Here is a 20,647-nt window from a genome sequence, read left to right as displayed (position 1 = left end):
ATTTCCCCCGAAGAACAGCAGCACCAACGAACACCGAAGGCAGTGAGGGAACCGGAATGGTCACTTTCGTCGACCACGTCACCCTCCATCTGAGGGCGGGCAACGGCGGCAACGGATGCGTGTCCGTGCGCCGCGAGAAGTTCAAGCCCCTCGCCGGACCCGACGGCGGCAACGGCGGCAACGGCGGCGACATCGTGCTGGTGAGCGACTCCCAGACCACGACGCTGCTCGGCTTCCACCGCCACCCGCACCAGTCCTCCGCGAACGGCGGCCCGGGCATGGGCGACCACCGCGCCGGCGCCAACGGCGACGAGCTCGTGCTCACCGTGCCGGTGGGCACCGTGGTGAAAGACACCGAGGGCAACGAGCTCGTCGACATGGTCGTGAGCGGGATGCGCTTCGTCGTGGCCGCCGGAGGCCAGGGCGGTCTCGGCAACGCCGCGCTCTCCACCACCAAGCGCAAAGCCCCCGGCTTCGCACTGCTCGGTACCGAGGGCTGGGAGGGCGACGTCCTCCTCGAGCTCAAGACGGTGGCCGACATCGCCCTCGTGGGCTACCCGAGCGCCGGCAAGTCGAGCCTCGTGGCCGCGCTCTCGGCGGCGAAGCCGAAGATCGCCGACTACCCCTTCACGACGCTGCACCCGAACCTCGGCGTGGTCGAGTCGGGTAGCACCCGCTACACCATCGCCGACGTCCCCGGCCTGATCGAGGGTGCGAGCGAGGGCAAGGGCCTGGGCCTGGAGTTCCTGCGGCACGTCGAGCGATGCAGCGCGCTGCTGCACGTTCTCGACTGCGCCACGCTCGAGCCGGGCCGCGACCCCATCAGCGACCTCGAGATCATCCAGGCCGAACTCGCCGCCTACCCGGTGCCCGAGGGTCAGCTGCCGCTTCTCGAGCGCCCGCAGCTCATCGCTTTGAACAAGATCGACGTGCCCGAGGCCCGCGAGCTCGCCGAGTTCGTGAAGCCCGAGCTCGAGGCCCGCGGCTACCGCGTGTTCGAGATCTCGACCGCGAGCCACGAGGGTCTGCGCCAGCTGTCGTTCGCTCTCGCCGACCTCGTCGAAGCCGAACGCAAGAAGGCCGCAGAGCAGCCGGCCGCGGCGCGCATCGTGCTCCGGCCCCGTGCGGTCGACGAGTCGGGCTTCGTCATCAAGGTCGAGGGCGGCACGCACGGCAACGTCTACCGCATCATCGGCGCCAAGCCCGAGAAGTGGGTGCAGCAGACCGATTTCGCCAACGACGAGGCCGTCGGCTTCCTCGCCGACCGGCTCGCGAAGCTCGGCGTCGAAGACCAGCTGTTCAAGGCCGGCGCCGTCTCCGGCTCGGCCGTGGTCATCGGCCGCGGCAACGGCGTCGTGTTCGACTGGGAGCCCACGCTCACCTCGACCGCGGAACTCGTGACGAGCCCGCGCGGCTCCGACCCGCGCCTGGAAGGCCCGCGTCGTCGCACCAGCAACCAGCGCCGCGAAGACTACTTCGACCTCATGGACGCCAAGGCCGAGGCGCGCGCCGAACTGGTGCGCGAGAAGGAAGCAGGTCTCTGGAAGAACGAGGACGACGAGTCGTGACCCGCCCGCGCATCCTGTCGCGCGCCGGCATCCCCGGTGCTCAGCGCGTCGTGGTGAAGGTCGGATCCTCGTCGATCAGCGGCGCCAATGCCGGCCAGATCGAGCCGCTCGTCGACGCCCTGGCCACCGCTCACGCGCGGGGCACCGAGGTCATCCTGGTGTCTTCGGGCGCCATCGCCACCGGCATGCCCTACCTGAAGCTCGACGCGCGGCCGAACGACCTTGCCACGCAGCAGGCTGCGGCGGCGGTGGGCCAGAACGTTCTCATCTTCCGCTACCAGGACAGCCTGCGCCGCTACGGCATCGTGGCCGGCCAGGTGCTGCTCACCGCGGGCGACCTCGAGAACCCCACGCACACCTCGAACGCGCAGCGCGCCATGGACCGGCTGCTCGGCCTGCGCATCCTGCCCATCGTCAACGAGAACGACACGGTCGCGACGCACGAGATCCGCTTCGGCGACAACGACCGGCTCGCCGCGATGGTGTCGCAGCTCGTGGGGGCGGATGCGCTCATCCTGCTCTCCGACGTCGACGCCCTCTACACGCGCCCTCCGCAGGAGCCCGGCGCGGTCAAGATCACCGAGGTGCCGCTCGGCGACGACCTCGCGGGCGTCACCTTCGGCGACATCGGCTCGGCCGGCGTCGGCACCGGGGGCGCGGCCACGAAGGTCTCGGCGGCGCGTCTCGCCGCCGCCGCCGGCACGGCGGTGCTCGTCACCTCCACGGCGAACGTCGCTGCGGCCCTCTCCGGCGCCGAGCTCGGCACCTGGTTCGAGCCCGCCGCCCTCTAGCGTGCGTGCGCGGAGCTGCCGCCGGGCTAGGAGAGGCTGAGCAGCACCGCCGCCACGAGGGCGAGCGCGATGCCCGCCACCTGGATGCGCGCCACGCGTTCGCGCAAGACCACGGCGGCCAGGATGACCGTGGCCAGCGGGTAGAGGCTCGAGAGCACGGACACCACGGCCAGGTTGCCCGCGTGGAGCGCCAGCATCAGGAGTGCGTTCGCCGCGCCGAGCAGAAGGCCGGCACCGGCCGCGGCGGCCCAGGCTGCTCGCGGAGCTCGCGGTTCGGCGGTGGCCTCGGCGGTGCCGGCGGCCGCCTCCGGCCCGTCCGTTGCGGTCCCAGCCTCGCCGGAGAGCCACGGGATCTCCCGGCGCGCCAGGCGCAGCACTCCGATCAGGCAGCTCAGGACGACGAGCCCGACGGCCATCTCGAGGAACGCCGGCAGCAGGCCGGACTCCTGCGGCGAGGAGTCGAGCGCCACCACCGAGGCACCGAGCGTGACGCCCGACACCACGGCGAGGACCGCGCCCGGGAGCGTGACCCGCCCCGGCGCATCCGTGTGCTGGCGGGAGATCAGCAGGGTGGCCACGACGGCCAGGCCGACCGCGCTCCAGCCGAGCGGGCTGAGCCCCTGCCCGGTCACCAGCGCCGCCGTCACCGGCACGAGCGCCTGGATGAGCGCGATGACGGGGGAGAGCAGACTCATCGGGCCGATCGCGAGCGCGGCATAGAAGGTGATGAAGCCCACGATCGCGAAGAGCCCGGCGAGAACGCCGGACACGCCGGCATCGGCGCTCCACGACCAGCCTCCGGGCAGCAAGGCCAGAGCGATGACGACGGAGCCGAGCGCGTAGGTCACGAGGGTGGCCGGCAGCACGGAGAGGCGTCGGGCCGCCACCGCGCCGAGGAAGTCGGAGGTGCCGTAGAACAGGCTCGACACGAGGCTCAGCACGACGATCAGGAGCACGGTGCCCCCCGACGTCGCGGCGCTCCGGGCGCGTAGACTTTGCGCATGCCTGAGGTTACCGTTCTCGAGCCCACCGCCGTCTCGGCCTTCGACGGCAAGCTCGCCGCCGCACGAGCCGCGTCCATCGTGCTCGCCACCGCCCGCACCGAGCAGAAGAACCGCGCTCTCGAGGCCATCGCCGCCGCCATCGAGACGGCGGAGGCCTCCGTGGTTCCGGCCAACGACCTCGACCTCGCGAACGGTCGCGAGAACGGCCTCTCCGGCGCCCTGCAGGATCGCCTGCGACTGGATGCGCCGCGCTTGGCCTCCCTCGCCGCCGCCGTGCGCGAGGTGGTCGCCCTGGTCGATCCGGTGGGCGAGACCGTGCAGGGCCGCAGCCTGCCGAACGGGGTGCGCATCGACCAGGTGCGGGTGCCGTTCGGTGTGGTCGGCGTCATCTACGAGGCCCGCCCCAACGTGACGGTCGACATCACCGCGCTCGCCGTCAAGAGCGGCAACGCCGTCGTGCTCCGGGGCGGTTCGGCGGCTGAGAACACCAACCGCGTGCTCGTGGGGCTCATCCAGGGCGCGCTGGAGTCGGTGGGCCTGCCCGGCGCCTCCGTTCAGACCATCGACGAGTTCGGCCGGGACGGCGCCCGGCAGCTCATGCGCGCCCGGGGTGCGGTCGACGTGCTCATCCCGCGCGGCAGTGCCCAGCTGATCGAGACGGTCGTCACCGAGTCGAAGGTGCCCGTGATCGAGACCGGGGCCGGAGTGGTGCACGTCTTCCTCGACGCGAGCGCCGACGAGCAGTGGGCCGTCGACATCGTTCACAACGCCAAGGTGCAGCGGCCGAGCGTGTGCAACGCCCTCGAGACGCTTCTCGTGCACGAAGACGCGGCAGAGCGCCTGCTGGGGCCGGTGCTGGGGCGGCTCACCGCATCCGGGGTCACCCTCCATGCCGACGAGGCGACCCGCGCCCTGTTCCCGGATGCCGTGCCGGCCACCGAGGACGACTGGCGCACCGAATACATGAGCCTCGACCTCGCGGTGCGCGTGGTGCGCGATCTCGACGAGGCGATGGAGCACATCCGCCGGTATTCGACCCACCACACGGAGTCGATCATCACCAACGATCTGGGCAACGCGGAGCGTTTCCTCAACGAGGTCGACTCGGCCGTGGTGATGGTGAACGCCTCGACGCGGTTCACCGACGGCGGCGAGTTCGGCTTCGGCGCCGAGGTGGGCATCTCCACCCAGAAGCTGCACGCCCGCGGCCCGATGGGGCTGCCGGAGCTCACGAGCACGAAATGGCGCGTGCGCGGTTCGGGGCAATTCCGCAGTTAGCGGTATCGTAGGAGGGCTCGCCCCGAAACAGGGGGCGGTACGGAACGATCGGGAGAATCAATGTCTGCTCTGGTGAGTGTGCTGGCTATCGGTGTCGACGAGCGCGTCACGCTGCCGTTCCCCCCGATCGTGTTCGGCCTCATCGCCGCCGTGGTCTTCCTCGCGCTCGCGCTCGTGGTGTGGAGCTACCGGGATGTGGCGAACCGCCACCCGCAGAAGTCCGCCCAGTTCGCCCAGACGCACGATGTGCACGGGCACGCCGACCGCACGGGCGCGGATCACTAGACGTCGTATGACGATCGATACCGCGCGGACGGGGGAAGCGCGGCGACAGCGCATCGGGGTGATGGGCGGAACCTTCGACCCGGTGCACCACGGCCACCTCGTGGCGGCCAGTGAGGCCGCCACGTCCTTCGACCTCGACGAAGTGGTCTTCGTGCCCACCGGGCGACCGTGGCACAAGCAGCCGGTGACCTCGGCGGAGCACCGCTACCTGATGACCGTGATCGCCACCGCCTCGAATCCGCGCTTCACCGTGAGCCGCGTCGACATCGATCGCGGCGGCGTCACCTACACGATCGACACCTTGCGCGATCTGCACGCCGCGCATCCGGACGCCGACCTGTTCTTCATCTCGGGGGCCGACGCGATCACGCAGATCCTCAACTGGAAAGACGTCGACGAACTCTGGGATCTGGCGCATTTCGTCGCTGTCTCCCGGCCGGGTCACACCCTCGCCATTTCGTCTTTACCGCGCCAGGACGTAAGCTATTTGGAAGTTCCGGCGCTTGCGATATCGTCCACTGACTGTCGCGGCCGGGTTGGCCGGGGTTTTCCGGTGTGGTACTTGGTACCCGACGGTGTCGTTCAGTACATCACCAAGCACCATCTATATCGGAGTGTTGAATGAGTTCGTCCCAGGGAGAGCCGCCGCTGACCAGGCGTCAGCTACGCGAAATGGAGCGTCAGAAGCCGCGCAAGGAACGCGAGGCCGACGCCAAGGCCGCCGAGGAGGCCGAGGCCGCACGCAAGGCGCAAGCCGAACGCGACGCCGCTGAGGCCGCCGCCGCCGGTGCAGAGCCTGCCGCGGATGCTTCCACCCCTTCGCGACGCGCGATGCGCCAGCAGGGTCCCGCAGACGCGGGTGCGCCCGTTGCGGCCGCGGGTGCAGCTGCCGAGCACGACGAGATCGTGGAAGACACGATCATCCCCGAGATCGTCACCTCCGACGACGACGCCGTCGACGACGTCGAGCCGGCCACCCGGGTGCAGCCCGTCATCGAGGTCGTGCCGCTCTCCGAGCCGCTCAGCCCCGCCGCTCAGGCCGCTGCCGACGCCGAGGTCGCCGATGAGGGCGACGACGACGTCGTCGAGCACATCGAGATCCTGACCGTCGCCGAGACCTCGGAGCCCACCGTCGTCGAGGAGATGGTGATCGACCTCCCGACCGCCGCGACCGTCGACCCCACCGCCGAGGCCGCCGCCCACGCCGACGCCGAAGCGCGCGAGGCTGCTGCTGCGAGCCCGACGCTCGCGCCGCTGTTCCAGAGCCCCACCGAGCGCAGCCGCCAGCTCTCCAGCGACGAGCTTCCCTCGTCGTTCGACGACCTGCTGTCGCTGCGCAACACCGCGGCCGCCAACTCGATCTCCACCACGAGCGCTCTCGTGCTCCCGAACGTGCCGGGCTCCGGCGACGTCGGCACCGCGCTCGACGAGACCGGCGAGGTCATCATCACCGGGTCGATCGACCTCCCGGCGAGCTTCGGCTCGATGGGCGCGCCGGCATCCGGTCTCGAATCGACCGAGCTCGACTCGTTCCTCGAGCACTCCGAGGTCGACACGGGCTCCGATGTGGCTCCGGTCAGCGCGAGCCGTGCCATCAGCACGAACACCTCGTCGACCTCGCTCATCGCCCCTCCGAAGCGGGCGCGTGCCAACGCGCCCGTCGTGCTCGCCATCACGGCGGGCGTCCTGGCCGTGGGCGTCGTGAGCCTCCTGCTCGCCGTCTTCGTCTTCCACGTCTTCTGATCCAGAGAAAGTCTTCGTGACTGCTTCCACCGAATCCATCCACCTCGCTCAGCTCGCCGCTGAGGCGGCCGACGCCAAGCAGGCCGAGAACCTCGTGGCTCTCGACGTGTCGGGCCCGCTGCCTCTCGCCGACATCTTCCTGCTCGCCTCCGGGCGCAACGAGCGCAACGTGATCGCCATCGCCGAGGAGATCCAGGACCGCCTGGCCGAGGCCGGCGTGAAGGCCGTGCGCCGCGAGGGCTTCTCCGAGGGCCGCTGGGTGCTGCTCGACTTCAACGACCTCGTGGTGCACGTCTTCCACGAGGAGGAGCGCATGTACTACTCCCTGGAGCGGCTCTGGAAGGACTGCCCGGTCGTGCCCCTCGTGGTGTCGGGGGCGGATGCCTGAGTGGTTCGCAACACCCTCCGGCATGTAGTAATCTAGACAAGTTGTTTCCGGGAGATCGGAAAGAACGCCAGGTGAGAAATCACACACCTGGGCCCGTGGCGCAGCTGGTAGCGCACCTGCATGGCATGCAGGGGGTCAGGGGTTCGAATCCCCTCGGGTCCACCGAAGAAGAGAATGAGCCGCGGAATCCCGCGGCTCATTCTCGTTTCCGGGACCGATTGCGAGATAAGCCGATCGACGGCATAGAGTTCGCACGGGGCTTGCATGCAGGGGGCTTCTCTGTCGTGCGAGTCAGCACGGGTCATCTGGAGGCCACGTGTCATCTCCGTTCTCGTCCTCGCTCGCGCCACGTCGGCGTCTTCAGCCGGTGAGGGCCGCCGCGGCCTCGCTCGCTGTCCTCCTCGTCGCGGTGTTCGTGTTCGCGGCCGGAACCGGCGGCGCCGTCGCGCAGGTCTCGGTCGGCACGGGCACGCTCGACCAGTCGAACACGGTGGAGATCCTGTCGTCCGCCTCAGCCCAGGTGATCGCGCAGACCTTCACCGCGAGCATCTCGGGGCCGGTGGGCACGATCGACCTCCATCTGGACGGAGACTACCCTGCTGGGGTTCGGAGCTACTCGCTCTCCATCCAATCCGTCGATTCCTCTGGTTCACCCACGGGCACCATCCTGGGCACGAGCGTTCAGCAGCTCGATCCGAACGTGAGGGGTTGGGCATCCTTCCCGGTCACCGGTGCCGTGAGCCTGCAGGCCGGCACCACCTACGCAATAGTGGTGATCGCCGCCGGCACGTTCTTCGGAACGAACAACAGTGCTCTGCCCGGTGCTTCTGTTCTCTTCTCGTCCGGCGACGGCCAGTACTCCAACCCGTTCGGCGGCGACTTGGCCTTGCTGTTCCGTGAGTACGTGCTGCAGAAGCCGACGATCTCGGGCGTGCCGGGGACGGATGCGCCCGTCGAGCATCCCTACTCGTTCGACTACGTGGTCGACGGAGGCGGAAGCCCGGCCACGACCTCGGTCGACCAGAGCACGCTGCCGCCGGGCCTGACACTGTCGAGCGACGGGGTGCTCGCGGGCACTCCCACGACGATCGGCAGCTACACCTTCACCGTGCACGCCACGAACTCGCTCGGGGTCTCAGACCTCGTCTCGACCGTCGTCACCCGGGCGCGGAAGGCTCCGGATGCGCCGACCGGCGTCACCGCCGTCGCGGGCAGCAGCTCTGCCGATGTCTCCTGGGCGGCACCGGCGGATCCCGGGGACGATCCGATCACCGGCTACACGGTGACGGCCTGGGCCGGCGGCGCGATCGTCTCGACGACGTCTGCGGCCACCGCCCCGGCGACCATCACCGGCCTGGTGCCCGGGACGGCCTACACCTTCACCGTCACCGCGACGAACGCGTCGGGGGACGGCGGCGCCTCGGTGCCCTCGACCCCGGTGATTCCCTACACGACGCCGGGAGCACCGATCCTGACGGGTACTGCCGGGGACGGTGTCGCGAACCTCTCCTGGACTCCGTCGGCCTCCGACGGCTTCTCTGCGGTTAGCGGATACACCCTCGAGCAGAGCGTGAGCGGCGGCGCCTTCACGACCGTGGCCTCCCCAGGCCCGAGCACCACCACCCTCCAGATCGCCGGACTGAGCAACGGCACCGCGTATGAATTCCGGGTGTCTGCGGTCAACCCGGCAGGAACCGGCGCTGCGAGCCTTCCGGCGGCGGTGACTCCGGTGACCGTGCCGGGCGCACCGACCTCGGTGTCGGTCACCCCGGGCGACGAGTCCGCACTCGTGACCTGGGGTGCGCCGGGCGATGACGGCGGAACCGCGGTGACGGGCTACACCCTGGAGTACCGGACCGGTGCCGGCGCGTGGACGACGTGGCCGTCAGCGGCGGTCTCGCCGACGGCGGTGACAGGGCTGGACAACGGAACGCCGTATGAGTTCCGGGTGGCTGCGGTGAACGCCGCGGGGACCGGTGGCGTCAGTGTTCCGGTGACGGCGACCCCCGTGACGGTGCCCGGGGCACCGACCTCCGTGACGGTCACCCCGGCCGACGGGTCCGCGGTCGTGGCGTGGAATGTGCCGGGCGACGACGGGGGCAGCGCCGTGACGGGATATTCGCTGGAGTATCGCACCGGTGCCGGTGCATGGACGACATGGCCGTCTTCCGCGGTGACGCCGGTGACGGTGACGGGGTTGACCAACGGGCTGAGTTACGAGTTCCGGGTGTCGGCCCTCAACGCCGTGGGAACCGGTCCGGCGACCGTTCCGGCGACGGCGACCCCGGTGACGGTGCCGACCGTTCCGACAGCGGTGAGCGTGACCCCGGGTGACGGGAGTGCCGTCGTGACCTGGGGCGCGCCGGGCGACGACGGAGGAAGCGCTCTGACCGGGTACACGCTGGAATACCGTGCGGGGGCGGGGGCATGGACGACGTGGACTTCCGCCGCCGTGGCCCCGACGACCGTGACGGGACTGGCGAACGGCACGCCGTACGAGTTCCGGGTCTCTGCGACGAACGGTGCGGGGACGGGCCCGGCGGCCTCTCCGGTCGCCGCGACGCCGTTCCTGTTCACTCCCACCTCGGGCACCCCCGTCGGGTCGTCGATCGACGGCCAGACGGTGCTGCCCGGTGACCACGTGACGCTCGGTGCGACGGGGCTTCCCGCCGGTTCGGTCGTCACCATCCAGCTCGACGGCGCGGTTCCGCCGCTCACGACCGTGATCATCCCGGCCTCCGGCGTGCTCGACGTCACCGTGGTCATCCCGGCCGACGCAACGGTCGGTCCGCACACGCTCACCCTGACGGTCTCGGGCACCGGAGCCGGGCCGGTCGCCGTCAGGTACGCCTTCACCGTGGCGGCGGTGGCGCCGCCGGTGACCCCGACGCCGACCGCTCCGGCCGTGACGCCGGCGGCGACCGGCTCCGTGCCGGTGCCGGGGCGCGCACTCGCTGCGACGGGCGCGACCGTGGCCCCGACGCTCGCGATCAGCACAGCGGCGGCCCTGCTCCTCGGTGCGTTCCTCATCGTCTCGACGCGGCTGCGTCGTCGTCGCCACTGACCCTTGCGGGGCAGACCGGCGCCGCGAAGGTCACGGCGGCCGGTCAGCCGCCGGAGGCCGCTTCCCGGTACTCTCAGGATGACCCCAGCTGAGGTGTCGTCCCGACGAAGGGAAGCATGATGGTCCAGCGGCGAGATCACGGCGGCCACAGCGTCAGCGGCGGGGTGACCGGATGAACTCCGGGAGCACGTTCCCCCTCGCGCTGCTCGGCTGGGTGTTCACAGGGCTCCTCCTCGTGCTCCTCATCGCCTGTGTCGCGGCGGGCCAGGGCGTGCTGCGCCGGAACCACGTCTTCGGTGTGCGATTCCCGGCCATGATGCGGAGCGATGCCGCCTGGCGTCGCGGGCACCTCGCCGGGGTGCTGCCCGCGGGGATCGCGTTCGCCGTGGCGGCGATCTGCAGCACCGTCGGGCTCAGCGTTCCGCTCGCCTACGGGGGAACGATCGTGGCCTTCGTGGGCGGCGTGATCTGGGTCGTCCTGCGAGCGTCGAGGGCGGCCGGGCCGGCGTGACGCGAGCGGGCGGTCTGCGGTCGCAGGCCTGCGATGGAACGGATGGCCCCGAGTGCACCCGCGCTCAGAGCCGGATCTGCCCCGGCGAGCTGAGCTCGACCCAGCGTCGACCTGCGGCCGCGAGCGGCGCGAGGTAGACGTCGGCGGCGACGAGCTGCGGCATCGCGAGGCCCGTCAGGTGCTCGATGTCGGCGACCGGCACCTGGAAGGTGCGGAACGGACCGAGCGGCGGCACCGCATCCACTGCCGGCTGCTCCGGCTGCACCGTCGAGAGGTCGATGCCGCCGAGCTGTGGCGACTGGTCGAGCAGGAAACCGGCCGTGGCCAGCCGCCCCCGGCCGGTGTCGGCCCAGGCCGCCACCTTGAAGAACCGGGTGGGGATGCGCGTGCCGCGGTAGAGCCGGTCGGTCTCGTCGAACACGGGCCCCGTGAACACGCTCAACCGCAGGCCGTTCGACTCGGCATAGGCGAGCACGTGGTCCTCGACGCCGTTCCAGAGCTCCTTCGACTGGTTGAACTCGGCGGCCTGCGGCGCGGCGTTGGTGTAGGCGAAGGTGTCGGTGTTCGCCCGGGCGGCCACCGCATCCGGCCCCCACACCGGGTCGCGGCGACGCACCAGGTGGCCGCGGTCGAGGGCGTTGCGGGCGTAGACCTCGGGGCCCGTCTGCTCTGCGGCGGGCACCCGCTCGTCGAGGTGCCAGTCGTCGCCGCGCCCGAGGTCGAGCAGGGCGCTCCCGTCGATGTTCACGGCGGTGACGGCAGCGAGTTTGCGCTCCGCGTCGAGCAGCACCGTGAAGTGGGTGTAGTCGAGCGAACGGATGCGGCGCGCGGCATCGGGCTCCGGCACCGAGCACGGCGCACCGGGGAGGAACGCGGGGTCGAAGCCGGTGACGCTCTCAGCGCGGCGGGGGTCGGGCGTCGTGGGGCTCATGCTCCCAGTCGACCCGCTCCCGCGCCGAACGGCAAGAGCGGCGCGCTCAGGGCGTGCAGGAGTACAGGCCGGTGCTGCTCACCGAGGAGTCGGTGACCGCGGTGCAGGTGGCCGTGACCCAGGAGCGGATCTCCGACGCCGAGCCCGTGGACGCCGTCGCGCCGCCGCCGCCGAAGCCGTTGCCCCCGCCGCTGCCGCTCACCAGCACGAACCTGAGCTGGCCCGAGGAGACGAGCTGCTGGAACGCGGCGAGCGTCGGCACCGGATCGCTGCCGTCGAAGCCGCCGATGGGCAGCACCGAGTCGCCGTCCGTCGCCGTGATGTACGAGGCCGCCGCCTGGGCGCCGAAGGTGGCGAGCAGGTAGCTCGCGGTGCCGCGGTTCGCCTGCAGGTAGCTGAGGAGAGCCTCGTCGACACCGGATGCGCCGCCCGCGCCGCCGAAGGACGCCCCGCCGAATCCTCCCGGCGCACCGCCGTCGGTGCGAGCGCCGCCGTCGCGCGCGGCCGTCCCGGTTCCCGCCGGCGCTCCGCCGCCCCCGGGTGCCGCACCCTGCGGCGGCGTGCCGCCCTGCCCGAACACACCGGCCGACGAACTCCCCGGGCGGCCGGCCCCGCCGAACCCGCTGCCGCCGCCGAACGACATCGCCGCGGTGCCGTCGCCGGCCACCGGATTGATGGAGCTCGGGTGGTTCATGGCGTCGAGCGACCAGGCGGCCGGCGTCAGCACGAGCGACGCCCCGAGGAGCACCGACACCCACCAGCTGCCGCCGAAGCGGCGCAGCGGGCCGGCGGGCCGGCTGAGCACGAGCAGTGCGCACACCAGCACGGCGAGCACCACCTGCACCACCGCCACCCAGAGCAGGTACGAGGGGTACAGGAATGCGATGCCGAGCGCCGCCACCGAGGCCGCCCCGACGAGCGCGAGCTGGGCCCACAGCACGCGCTTCGTGAGCGCTCGGGCGACGGCGAGCCCCACCAGCAGGCCCACCGGCACGGCGAGGGCCGCGGTGTAGAACTGGTGCATCCCGGCGACCACCGAGAACATCGCCACGAGCGTCGCGAACCAGGCGCCGAGGAAGACGGTGACGGCCCGGTTGAACTTCAGCACGAACAGCACCACGATCGCGAGCACCGCCACGGGCAGCATCCAGGCCACCTGCCCGGCCAGTTGCGTGTCGAAGAGCCGGAAGAGCCCCGGCGAACCCGAGAACGGGGGAGTGAAGGAGCGGTAGGCCGTGGAGTCGGAGGTGGCCGAGAAGCGGCCGAGCCCGTTGTAGCCGAACACCATCTCGAAGGGGTTGTTGCCGTAGGTGCCGCCCACGTAGGGTCGCGCGCTCGCCGGAGTCAGGAACACCACCAGGATCCACACGAGCGAGAGCGCGAGGCTCGTCACGCCCGCGATCACGACCTCGCGCAGCTTCTTCCAGAACGGCTTCGGCACGAAGAGGTAGGCCAGGGCGAGCGCGGGCCACACCGCCCAGGCCTCGAGCATGTAGGTCTGGAAGGCGAGCGCCACGAAGCCGCCCGTGATCATCAGCCAGCGGAACGACCCCCGCTGCACCGCCTTCGCCGCGGCCCAGGCCACGAGGGCGAGCGCGAGCACGAAGAACGACTCCGGCTGGTTGGAGCGCGCGACGGCCACCAGGATGGGCGTGGTCGCCGTCACGGCGCCGGCGATGAGCCCCGCGGTGGGGCCGAGCAGGCGCTTCGCGGTGACGGCCACGAGAACGACGGCGACGACTGTGGCGATGGCATTGGGCGCATCCACCGACCAGGTCGAGAAGCCGAACAGCCGCACGAACGCGGCGGGCACCCAGAACGAACCGGGGATCTTGTCGAGCGAGACGGTGCCGGCCGGGTCGACCGCGCCGAAGAGGAAGTTCGACCAGCTCTCGCTCATCGACAGGGCGATGGAGGCGTAGTACTCCGAGCGCTGGCCGAGCTGCAGCCCCCACAGGGTGAGCACGGCGCTCGCGGCCGCCAGGATGCTGAGGCCGGTGTGCCAGGGCTGCCAGCGCCAGGTGCGCAGCCGGCTACGGCTCGCGGCCAGGGGGAGCGGGGAGGTGGGAGTCGTTGTCGTCACAGGAAGGACGCTATGCGCCCGTTTCGGGAGCGGCCTTGGCGAAACCCAAGGACTTGCTATGACGCCCCCTCAGTGGGAGTGGACGCCCGAGGTGACGGTGATCACGCGGTAGCCCTCCGCTCCGGTCGCTCGCCAGCCATGGGCGGCGCCGGCCGCGATCGCGAGGCTGTCCCCGGGGTGCAGGGTGTGCACCGTGCCGTCGGTGAGCCCCACCTCGAGGCCGCCGTCGAGCAGGTAGAGGAATTCGTCTTCGGCGTGCTCCGCGAACTCCGAGAACTCGCGCTCGGTGCCCACCATCTCGGTGCCGAACAGGCCACCGGGCAGCTGGGCGAGCTGCCAGACCGCTCGGTCGAGCGAGGGAGGGAGCCGGCGCTCGGCGCGCGCGTGCACCACGTCGACGCCCTCGCCCGTGCGGCGGTCGGCGGGAGGCTCGGCGAGCAACGATCCCGAGCGCACACCCAGGGCCGCCGAGAGCTTGGCCATCGAGGCGAGGCTCAGCCGGGCGTGGCCGCGCTCGACGAGACTCAGGAAGGGCTGCGACATGCCGGCGAGGGCGGCGAGCTGCACGAGAGTCAGGCCGCGCTCGCCGCGCAGGCTCCGGATGCGCGCCCCCATGGTGACGGCCTCCTCGTCGAGCGGCGCGGTCGAGCGCGCGCCCGGGGCATCGGGGTCGAGAGCTGCCATCGGGCCGCCTCCCTTCATGTGTTCGTAACCCACCGTAACGCGCACGAAAAATATTTATGAGATAAATATCAACATGACACCCTTGATCCTCGGAATCTTCCAGTACATCGGACCGAACGGCACCGTCGGAGCCGCGTGGCAGCATCCGGAAGACGAATCGGCGAACTTCACCAAGCTGAGCCACTGGACCCGGCTGGCGAAGCGCTTCGACGAGGCCGGACTCGACTTCCTGTTCCTCGCCGACAGCTACGGCTTCCCCGCGCTCGACGGCGAGCTTCTCGACGCCTCGGTGCGCGAAGGACGCGGCATCCCGCACGGCGACCCGATGCCGCTGGTGTCGGCGCTCGCCGCGGTCACCGAGAACCTCGGGTTCATCCTCACAACCTCGACCACCGTCGAGCCGCCGGCCGCCAACGCCCGCCGCTTCGCGACCCTCGACCACTTCACCGAGGGGCGCATCGGCTGGAACATCGTGACCGGCTCCTCGGGCGCGACCGCCGCCGCATTGATGGGCAAGGAGCTCATCGCGCACGACAAGCGCTACGACATGGCCGACGACTACGTCGACGTGAGCCTCACGCTCTGGGAGGGATCCTGGGAGGACGGCTCGCTCGTGCTCGACAAGCAGGCGGGGGTGTACGCCGACCCGGCGAAGGTGCATCTGGTGCACCACGAGGGCCCCTACTTCCGCACCGACGGCATCCTGAACCTGCCGCCGTCGCCGCAGCGCACGCCGCTGCTCGTGCAGGCGGGCGCCTCGGGCCGTGGGCGGGAGTTCGCGGGCCGCAACGCCGAAGCCGTCTTCGTCGGCGGGGGAGAGCCCGCCACCGTGGCGGCGAACGTCGCCGGAATCCGGGCCGCGGCCGTCGCGGCCGGCCGCCCGGCCGACTCGATCAAGGTGCTCGTGGGCGCGCTGTTCATCACGGCCCCGACCAGCGAGGAGGCCTGGGCCAAGCACGCCGAGATGCTGGCCATGTCGAGCCCCGAGGGCGCCGCCGCCATCTACGCCGGCAACACCGGCATCGACCTGCTCGCCCTCGACCCCGACCGGCCGATCGAGCAGACGACCACCGAGATGGGGCAATCGAACCTCGAACGCTACCTCGGCAAGGACGGCAAGCCCGCGCCGCTCGTGCGCGACATCCTCGAGAACTTCCGGCGCACCGGCATCAACGGCAGCGTCTTCGTGGGCGACCCGGGGGAGGTGGCCGACCAGATCGAGCAGTTCGTTGCCGAGACCGGGGTCGACGGCTATCTCATCCAGCCGCACCTCACCCCCGGCACCTACGACGACCTCATCGAGCTCCTGCTGCCGGTGCTCCGGGAACGCGGCCTCGCGGCGCCGGCCCCCGCGCCGTCGGCGCCCGGCACCACCCTGCGCCAGAAGCTCTTCCCCGAGGGCACGGCTCACTTGCCCGCCACCCACCGCGGCCACGCCTTCCGAGCCTGAAGGATCAGGGCGCGAGCGCCTCCAGCACGTCGTTCGAGGGCACGAAGAAGGTGGTGCCGGTCACCGCCGTGGAGAAGTCGAGGATGCGGTCGTAGGAGCCGACGGGCACGCCCACGAACATGTGCCGCAGCATCTCCTCGATCACCCACAGCTCGCGGGCGTAGCCGATGAAGTAGGTGCCGAACTCGCCCTGGCCGGGGCGGCCGAACGGCATGTTGTCGCGCAGGATGTCGTGCTCCCTCCCGTCGGCGTCGGTGATGGTGTTGAGCGACTTGTGCGACTTGCGCTCGCCCGGTCGCTCGTCGAGCTCCACGTTGTCGGCCTTGGTGCGGCCGATGATCGCCTCCTGCTGCTCCGTGCTGAGCGTCGCCCAGGCGCCGAGGTCGTGCAGGTACTTCTGCACCACGACGTAGCTTCCTCCCGAGAAGGCGGCGTCCTCCTCGCCCACGAGCGCCGAGCGGGCCATCGAGGCCCCGGTCGGGTTCTCGGTCCCGTCGACGAAGCCGAGCAGGTCGCGGGAGTCGAAGTAGCGGAAGCCGTGCACCTCGTCGACCACGGCGACGGCGTCGCCGAGCTTGGCGAGCAGCAGGCGCTCGAGCTCGAAGCACTGGTCGGCCCGCTCCGCGCGGATGTGGAAGAGCAGGTCGCCGGGCGTCGACACGGCGGTGTGGACGGGCCCGCGAACCTCGAAGAACTCGCGCAGCTGGGCGGGGCGCGACTCCTGCCCGAAGCGGTCCCAGGCCGCGGCGCCGATGCCGACGTTGCAGGAGAGGTGGCCGTTGAGATCGCGGAAGCCGACCGCGCGAACCAGCCCGCCGATGTCGGAGACGACCTCGCGGGCCCGGTCGGCGGCATCTTGGCCCGGCCCGATCGTCGCCACCAGGAACACGGCGGCCGTGGAGAGAGGGGCGTCGACGCTCTGCGGTTCGATCGGGGTGCGGCCCATGGCATCGTCATGCATGCTGCGATCCTAGGGCCCGGCCGCGATCGGATGCTGCGACAGCGCGCGCAGGCGGGCCGCGCATCCGGCTTCGCAGCTCAGGACAGGAAGCCCCGCAGCAGCGCCGCCGACCCGGCGAGGTGCTCGCTCATCACGCGGGCCGCGTCGTCGCCGTTGCCGGTGAGGATGGCCCCCACCAGGCTCTCGTGCTGCTGGTTCGAGTGCGCGATGTTGCGGTCCAGCAGGGGGATGGCGTCGAGCAGCGCGTTCACGCGCATCCGGTTCTCGGCCACGATCGGCAGCAGCGAGGGCGACCCCGCGAGCTCGGCGATCACGAGGTGCAGGCGCGAGTCGAGACGCCGGTAGTCCGAGGCTCCGGCCGCCGCTGTCTCCCGGAGCGCCTGCCAGAGCGACTCGCGCTCGGCCGCGCTCAGGCTCCGGCCGGCGGCGAGCCGTGCCGCGCCCGGCTCGAGGATCTCCCGGAGCCTCAGCACGTCGTCGAGGGCCGCCGCGTCGAGCTCGAGCCCGGGAGGGGCATCCGGAGATCCGCCGCGGGGCTGCCGGGTGGGCACCGGGTCGCTCACGAAGGTGCCGCCGTAGCGCCCGCGCCGGGACTGCAGGTAGCCGGCCTCGGCGAGCGAGGCGATCGCCTCGCGCAGGGTGTCGCGGCTCACGCCCATGAGTGCGGCGAGGTCGCGCTCGGGTGGCAGGCGGTCGCCCGGGGGCACGACGCCCAGCCGGATGGTCTGCAGCAGCTTCTCCACGCACTCCTCGAAGGCGTTGCCGGCGCGCACCGTGCGCAGCAGCAGGGCGGCGGGCAGCGCCGGGGGGAGATCGGAGGGGATGCTCATCACACGGATTCTCGCACGCGGCGCACCGCTCACTCGGGAGTGACGTACGCCGAGCTGATGCCGCCGTCGACGAGGAAGGTCGACCCGGTGATGAACGAGGAGTCGTCGCTCGCGAGGAAAGCCACGGAGGCGGCGATCTCGCTGGGGTCGGCGAAGCGGCCGAGCGGGATGTGCACGAGCCGGCGGGCTGCGCGAGCCGGGTCCTTCGCGAACAGCTCTTCGAGCAAGGGCGTGTTCACCGGGCCCGGGCACAGAGCGTTGACCCGGATGCCCTGCCGCGCGAACTGCACGCCGAGCTCACGGCTCATCGCCAGCACCCCGCCCTTCGAGGCGGTGTAGGAGATCTGCGAGGTGGCGGAGCCGAGCACCGCCACGAACGACGCCGTGTTGATGATCGAGCCGCGGCCCTGCTTCACCATGTGCCGCAGGGCGGCCCGGCAGCAGAGGTACACCGATTTCAGATTGACGTCCTGCACGCGCTCCCAGGCCGGCAGCTCGGTGGTCTCGATCGAGTCGTCGTCGGGCGGCGAGATGCCGGCGTTGTTGAACGCGACGTCGACCGAGCCATAGGTGGCGGCGGCCGTGTCGAAGAGGGCGTCGACCTGCTCCTGATCGGTCACGTCGACCGCCACGAAGAGGCCTCCGACGAGCTCGGCCGCGGCCTGCCCCGACACCGGGTCGAGGTCGCCGATCACGACCGTGGCTCCCTCGGCGGCGAAGCGGCGCGCGGTGGCGAGGCCGATGCCGCTCGCGCCGCCGGTGATCACGGCGACCTTGCCGGCGAGGCGCCGGGTGAGGTCGATCGGTGTCAGCTCGGTCATGGTTCTCCTCAAGGGTGGTGCGGGTGGCACGGACGGTACGGGTGGTCGGTGGTTCGGGTGTCCGGTGGTTCGGGTGTCCGGATGCGGTGGTGCGGGTCATTCGTCGATCGCGAGGAAGACGTTCTTCGTCTCGGTGAAGGCGAGCGGAGCATCCGGCCCCAGCTCCCGCCCGAGGCCGGACTGCTTGAACCCGCCGAAGGGCGTGCTGTAGCGAACCGAGGAGTGCGAGTTCACGGAGAGGTTGCCCGACTCGACGGCCCGCGCCATCCGCACGGCCCGGCTGAGGTCGCGCGTCCAGATCGAGCCGCTGAGGCCGTAGTCGGTGGCGTTCGCCAGCCCGATGGCATCGGCCTCGTCGTCGAAGGGCAGCACCGTCACGACCGGCCCGAAGATCTCCTCGGTGGCCGAGCGGTCGGTGCGCCCGGGCGTGAGCACGGTCGGCGGGAACCAGAACCCCGGGCCGGACGGGGCCTGACCGCGGAAGGCGACGGGGGCGTCATCCGGAACGTACGACGCCACCTTCTCGTAGTGCCCGCGCGCCACGAGCGGGCCCATCTCGGTGGCCTCGTCGAGCGGGTCGCCCACCTTCACGCCCGCCACGGCGGGTTCGAGCAGCTCCATGAAGCGCTCGTAGACGCTCCGCTCCACCAGGATGCGGCTGCGCGCGCAGCAGTCCTGACCCGCGTTCTCGAACACCCCGTAGGGCGCCGTGGCGGCGGCCTTCTCGAGGTCGGAGTCGGCGAACACGATGTTGGCGCTCTTGCCGCCGAGTTCGAGGGTGACGCGCTTGACCTGCTCGGCGCAGCCGGCCATCACGCGCTTGCCGGTGACGGTCGAACCGGTGAACACGACCTTGCGCACCGTGGGGTTCGTCACGAGGCGCTCGCCGACGACGGGGCCCCGGCCCGGCAGCACGGTGAACAGGCCCTCGGGCAGCCCCGCCTCGAGAGCGAGGGCGGCGAGGCGCAGCGAGGTGAGCGGCGTCCACTCCGCGGGCTTCAGCACCACGGCGTTGCCGGCGGCCAGCGCGGGGGCGAAGCCCCAGGAGGCGATGGTCATCGGAAAGTTCCACGGCGTGATGATGCCCACGACGCCGAGCGGTTCGGCGAAGGTGAGGTCGAGTCCGCCCGCCACCGGGATCTGCTTGCCGAAGAGCCGTTCGGGTGCCGCCGCGTAGTACTCGAGCACGTCGCGCACGTGGCCGGCCTCCCAGCGGGCCTGTGAGACCGGATGCCCGGAGTTCCGCACCTCGAGCAGCGCCAGCTCCTCGACGTGGGCGTCGACCACGTCGGCGAAGCGGCGCAGGGCGGCCGCCCGGCCGGCGGGCGCGAGCCGCGCCCAGAGCTTCTGGGCCACGGCTGCGCGCGCGATGGCGGCGTCGGTGCGCGGCACGTCGAACTCGTCGATCTCGGTGATGACGGTCTCGTCGGCGGGGTTGATCAGTGTCAGGCTCATCGGGCGGCCTCCGGGGTCGAGCTTCGTGCGGGTGCGCCCCTGGTTGCGGACGCGCGTGCGGCGTCGACCAGGGCCTCGAACAACCGCAGGTCGCCGGCGTCCACCTCGGGGTGCCACTGCACCGCCACGCCGAACGGCACCGTGGTGAGCTCTACGGCCTCGACGATGCCGTCGGGGGTGCGGGCGGTGATCACGAGGCCGTCGCCGACCCGGTCGATCGCCTGGTGATGGTAGACCGGCACGTCGAGCTCGGGGGTCTCGGCGAGGGCCCCGGCGAGGAGCGTGCCCGGTGCGACGGCCACCGGCGCGCTCGCGTAGGTGCCGCCGCCCGGCTGGTAACGGCGGTCTCCCACCACGTCGGGCAGATGCTGGTGCAGCGAGCCGCCGAGGGCCACGTTGAGCACCTGGGCGCCGCGGCAGATGCCGAGGAAGGGCAGCTCGCGCGCGATCGCAGCGGTGAGCAGCGCATCCTCCCAGGCGTCGCGATCGGGTCGCGGCTCGTCGGTCTCCGGGTGGGGCTCGGCGCCGTAGCGGGCGGGCTCCACGTCTTTGCCGCCGGTGATGATGAGGCCGTCGAGGCCGTCGAGCACGCGCTCGGCGATGTCCGCGTCGACCGGCTGCGGGGGCAGCAGCACGGCGATGCCGCCCGCGCGGGTGACGGCGGAGAAATACGCGTGGGGGAGGAAGGCCGCCGGAACGTCCCACACCCCGGTCTGCGCCTGCTCGAGATAGGTGGTGAGGCCGATCACGGGGCGGCGGGATGCGCTCGCCCCGGCCGCGCCCGTCGTGCCGGTCGTCAC

19 protein-coding genes and 1 tRNA gene are annotated in these 20,647 nt (G+C 71.3%); 11 read left to right on the top strand and 9 right to left on the bottom strand.

What is annotated here, in order from left to right:
• The first annotated feature begins 56 nt into the window (after positions 1 to 56).
• Positions 57 to 1,568 (top strand): GTPase ObgE, encoded by a 1,512-nt coding sequence (gene obgE / locus VD659_RS17145; protein ID WP_423262252.1) that lies wholly within the window; start codon positions 57 to 59, stop codon positions 1,566 to 1,568.
• Complete coding sequence (proB, locus tag VD659_RS17140; RefSeq protein WP_423262251.1) at positions 1,565 to 2,359, top strand: glutamate 5-kinase; 795 nt, start codon at positions 1,565 to 1,567, stop codon at positions 2,357 to 2,359. The genes obgE and proB overlap by 4 nt, the downstream gene beginning before the upstream one ends.
• A gap of 26 nt (positions 2,360 to 2,385) precedes the next feature.
• On the opposite strand, the gene VD659_RS17135 is transcribed toward proB, so the two are convergent.
• Positions 2,386 to 3,315, bottom strand: coding sequence for an EamA family transporter (locus tag VD659_RS17135; protein WP_423262250.1), 930 nt, complete (start codon positions 3,313 to 3,315; stop codon positions 2,386 to 2,388).
• A gap of 45 nt (positions 3,316 to 3,360) precedes the next feature.
• On the opposite strand from VD659_RS17135, the gene VD659_RS17130 reads away from it, so the two are divergent.
• The 8 genes from VD659_RS17130 (at position 3,361) to VD659_RS17095 (ending at position 10,632) form a co-directional block, all read left to right on the top strand.
• The gene (locus VD659_RS17130) at positions 3,361 to 4,641 is read left to right on the top strand and encodes a glutamate-5-semialdehyde dehydrogenase (protein ID WP_423262249.1); all 1,281 of its coding nucleotides are present in this window, start codon (positions 3,361 to 3,363) and stop codon (positions 4,639 to 4,641) included.
• 72 nt (positions 4,642 to 4,713) lie between these two features.
• A complete protein-coding gene (locus VD659_RS17125) occupies positions 4,714 to 4,926 on the top strand; it encodes a hypothetical protein (protein WP_423262248.1) in 213 nt (70 codons plus the stop codon).
• A gap of 7 nt (positions 4,927 to 4,933) precedes the next feature.
• Positions 4,934 to 5,551 (top strand): nicotinate-nucleotide adenylyltransferase, encoded by a 618-nt coding sequence (gene nadD / locus VD659_RS17120; RefSeq protein WP_137835618.1) that lies wholly within the window; start codon positions 4,934 to 4,936, stop codon positions 5,549 to 5,551.
• A 47-nt stretch (positions 5,552 to 5,598) separates the two neighbouring features.
• Positions 5,599 to 6,669, top strand: a complete 1,071-nt coding sequence (locus tag VD659_RS17115; protein WP_423262247.1) for a hypothetical protein — start codon at positions 5,599 to 5,601, stop codon at positions 6,667 to 6,669.
• Between the two features lie 16 nt (positions 6,670 to 6,685).
• Positions 6,686 to 7,057, top strand: a complete 372-nt coding sequence (gene rsfS, locus VD659_RS17110) for a ribosome silencing factor (RefSeq protein ID WP_423262246.1) — start codon at positions 6,686 to 6,688, stop codon at positions 7,055 to 7,057.
• An 89-nt stretch (positions 7,058 to 7,146) separates the two neighbouring features.
• A tRNA-Ala gene (locus VD659_RS17105) sits at positions 7,147 to 7,219 on the top strand.
• A 205-nt stretch (positions 7,220 to 7,424) separates the two neighbouring features.
• Positions 7,425 to 10,121, top strand: a complete 2,697-nt coding sequence (locus VD659_RS17100) for a fibronectin type III domain-containing protein (RefSeq protein ID WP_423262245.1) — start codon at positions 7,425 to 7,427, stop codon at positions 10,119 to 10,121.
• A gap of 172 nt (positions 10,122 to 10,293) precedes the next feature.
• Positions 10,294 to 10,632, top strand: a complete 339-nt coding sequence (locus VD659_RS17095) for an SdpI family protein (protein WP_423262244.1) — start codon at positions 10,294 to 10,296, stop codon at positions 10,630 to 10,632.
• Positions 10,633 to 10,696: 64 nt separating this feature from the next.
• Here VD659_RS17095 and VD659_RS17090 read toward each other — a convergent pair whose 3' ends face one another.
• The 3 genes from VD659_RS17090 to VD659_RS17080 form a co-directional block, all read right to left on the bottom strand.
• Positions 10,697 to 11,563: a DNA/RNA non-specific endonuclease gene (locus VD659_RS17090; protein WP_423262243.1), complete on the bottom strand. Its 867-nt coding sequence runs from the start codon at positions 11,561 to 11,563 to the stop codon at positions 10,697 to 10,699.
• Positions 11,564 to 11,609: 46 nt separating this feature from the next.
• Positions 11,610 to 13,646, bottom strand: a complete 2,037-nt coding sequence (locus VD659_RS17085; RefSeq protein WP_423262242.1) for an ArnT family glycosyltransferase — start codon at positions 13,644 to 13,646, stop codon at positions 11,610 to 11,612.
• Between the two features lie 69 nt (positions 13,647 to 13,715).
• Positions 13,716 to 14,330, bottom strand: a complete 615-nt coding sequence (locus VD659_RS17080) for a helix-turn-helix domain-containing protein (protein WP_423262241.1) — start codon at positions 14,328 to 14,330, stop codon at positions 13,716 to 13,718.
• A 73-nt stretch (positions 14,331 to 14,403) separates the two neighbouring features.
• Here VD659_RS17080 and VD659_RS17075 point away from each other — a divergent pair, with 73 nt between their 5' ends.
• Positions 14,404 to 15,780: an NtaA/DmoA family FMN-dependent monooxygenase gene (locus VD659_RS17075; protein WP_423262240.1), complete on the top strand. Its 1,377-nt coding sequence runs from the start codon at positions 14,404 to 14,406 to the stop codon at positions 15,778 to 15,780.
• A 4-nt stretch (positions 15,781 to 15,784) separates the two neighbouring features.
• On the opposite strand, the gene VD659_RS17070 is transcribed toward VD659_RS17075, so the two are convergent.
• The 5 genes from VD659_RS17070 to VD659_RS17050 all read right to left on the bottom strand — a co-directional run bounded on the left by VD659_RS17070 (position 15,785) and on the right by VD659_RS17050 (position 20,647).
• Positions 15,785 to 16,741, bottom strand: a complete 957-nt coding sequence (locus VD659_RS17070; RefSeq protein ID WP_423262239.1) for a Dyp-type peroxidase — start codon at positions 16,739 to 16,741, stop codon at positions 15,785 to 15,787.
• Between the two features lie 77 nt (positions 16,742 to 16,818).
• On the bottom strand, positions 16,819 to 17,571 hold the full coding sequence (locus VD659_RS17065) for a FadR/GntR family transcriptional regulator (protein WP_423262238.1): 753 nt from the start codon (positions 17,569 to 17,571) through the stop codon (positions 16,819 to 16,821).
• 29 nt (positions 17,572 to 17,600) lie between these two features.
• Entirely contained in the window at positions 17,601 to 18,392 is a 792-nt protein-coding gene (locus VD659_RS17060) for a 3-oxoacyl-ACP reductase (protein WP_423262237.1), read from the bottom strand.
• A gap of 96 nt (positions 18,393 to 18,488) precedes the next feature.
• Positions 18,489 to 19,847: an aldehyde dehydrogenase family protein gene (locus VD659_RS17055; protein WP_423262236.1), complete on the bottom strand. Its 1,359-nt coding sequence runs from the start codon at positions 19,845 to 19,847 to the stop codon at positions 18,489 to 18,491.
• The gene (locus VD659_RS17050) at positions 19,844 to 20,647 is read right to left on the bottom strand and encodes a gamma-glutamyl-gamma-aminobutyrate hydrolase family protein (RefSeq protein ID WP_423262235.1); all 804 of its coding nucleotides are present in this window, start codon (positions 20,645 to 20,647) and stop codon (positions 19,844 to 19,846) included. Before VD659_RS17050 ends, VD659_RS17055 begins: the two co-directional genes overlap by 4 nt.

It is taken from the genome of Herbiconiux sp. 11R-BC, from assembly GCF_049472555.1.
Taxonomy (GTDB): Bacteria; Actinomycetota; Actinomycetes; order Actinomycetales; family Microbacteriaceae; genus Herbiconiux.
Note: the sequence above shows the minus strand (reverse complement) of the source record. Positions and strands in the feature narration are given on the sequence as shown.

What these genes read in the sequence shown, in the direction of transcription:
- VD659_RS17065 (WP_423262238.1), bottom strand. Translation starts at nt 17,571, where the DNA reads ATGAGCATCCCCTCCGATCTCCCCCCGGCGCTGCCCGCCGCCCTGCTG.
- VD659_RS17090 (WP_423262243.1), bottom strand. Translation starts at nt 11,563, where the DNA reads ATGAGCCCCACGACGCCCGACCCCCGCCGCGCTGAGAGCGTCACCGGC.
- obgE (WP_423262252.1), top strand. Translation starts at nt 57, where the DNA reads ATGGTCACTTTCGTCGACCACGTCACCCTCCATCTGAGGGCGGGCAAC.
- VD659_RS17055 (WP_423262236.1), bottom strand. Translation starts at nt 19,847, where the DNA reads ATGAGCCTGACACTGATCAACCCCGCCGACGAGACCGTCATCACCGAG.
- VD659_RS17095 (WP_423262244.1), top strand. Translation starts at nt 10,294, where the DNA reads ATGAACTCCGGGAGCACGTTCCCCCTCGCGCTGCTCGGCTGGGTGTTC.
- VD659_RS17115 (WP_423262247.1), top strand. Translation starts at nt 5,599, where the DNA reads ATGGAGCGTCAGAAGCCGCGCAAGGAACGCGAGGCCGACGCCAAGGCC.
- VD659_RS17130 (WP_423262249.1), top strand. Translation starts at nt 3,361, where the DNA reads ATGCCTGAGGTTACCGTTCTCGAGCCCACCGCCGTCTCGGCCTTCGAC.
- VD659_RS17070 (WP_423262239.1), bottom strand. Translation starts at nt 16,741, where the DNA reads ATGCATGACGATGCCATGGGCCGCACCCCGATCGAACCGCAGAGCGTC.
- nadD (WP_137835618.1), top strand. Translation starts at nt 4,934, where the DNA reads ATGACGATCGATACCGCGCGGACGGGGGAAGCGCGGCGACAGCGCATC.
- VD659_RS17075 (WP_423262240.1), top strand. Translation starts at nt 14,404, where the DNA reads ATGACACCCTTGATCCTCGGAATCTTCCAGTACATCGGACCGAACGGC.
- VD659_RS17080 (WP_423262241.1), bottom strand. Translation starts at nt 14,330, where the DNA reads ATGGCAGCTCTCGACCCCGATGCCCCGGGCGCGCGCTCGACCGCGCCG.
- VD659_RS17060 (WP_423262237.1), bottom strand. Translation starts at nt 18,392, where the DNA reads ATGACCGAGCTGACACCGATCGACCTCACCCGGCGCCTCGCCGGCAAG.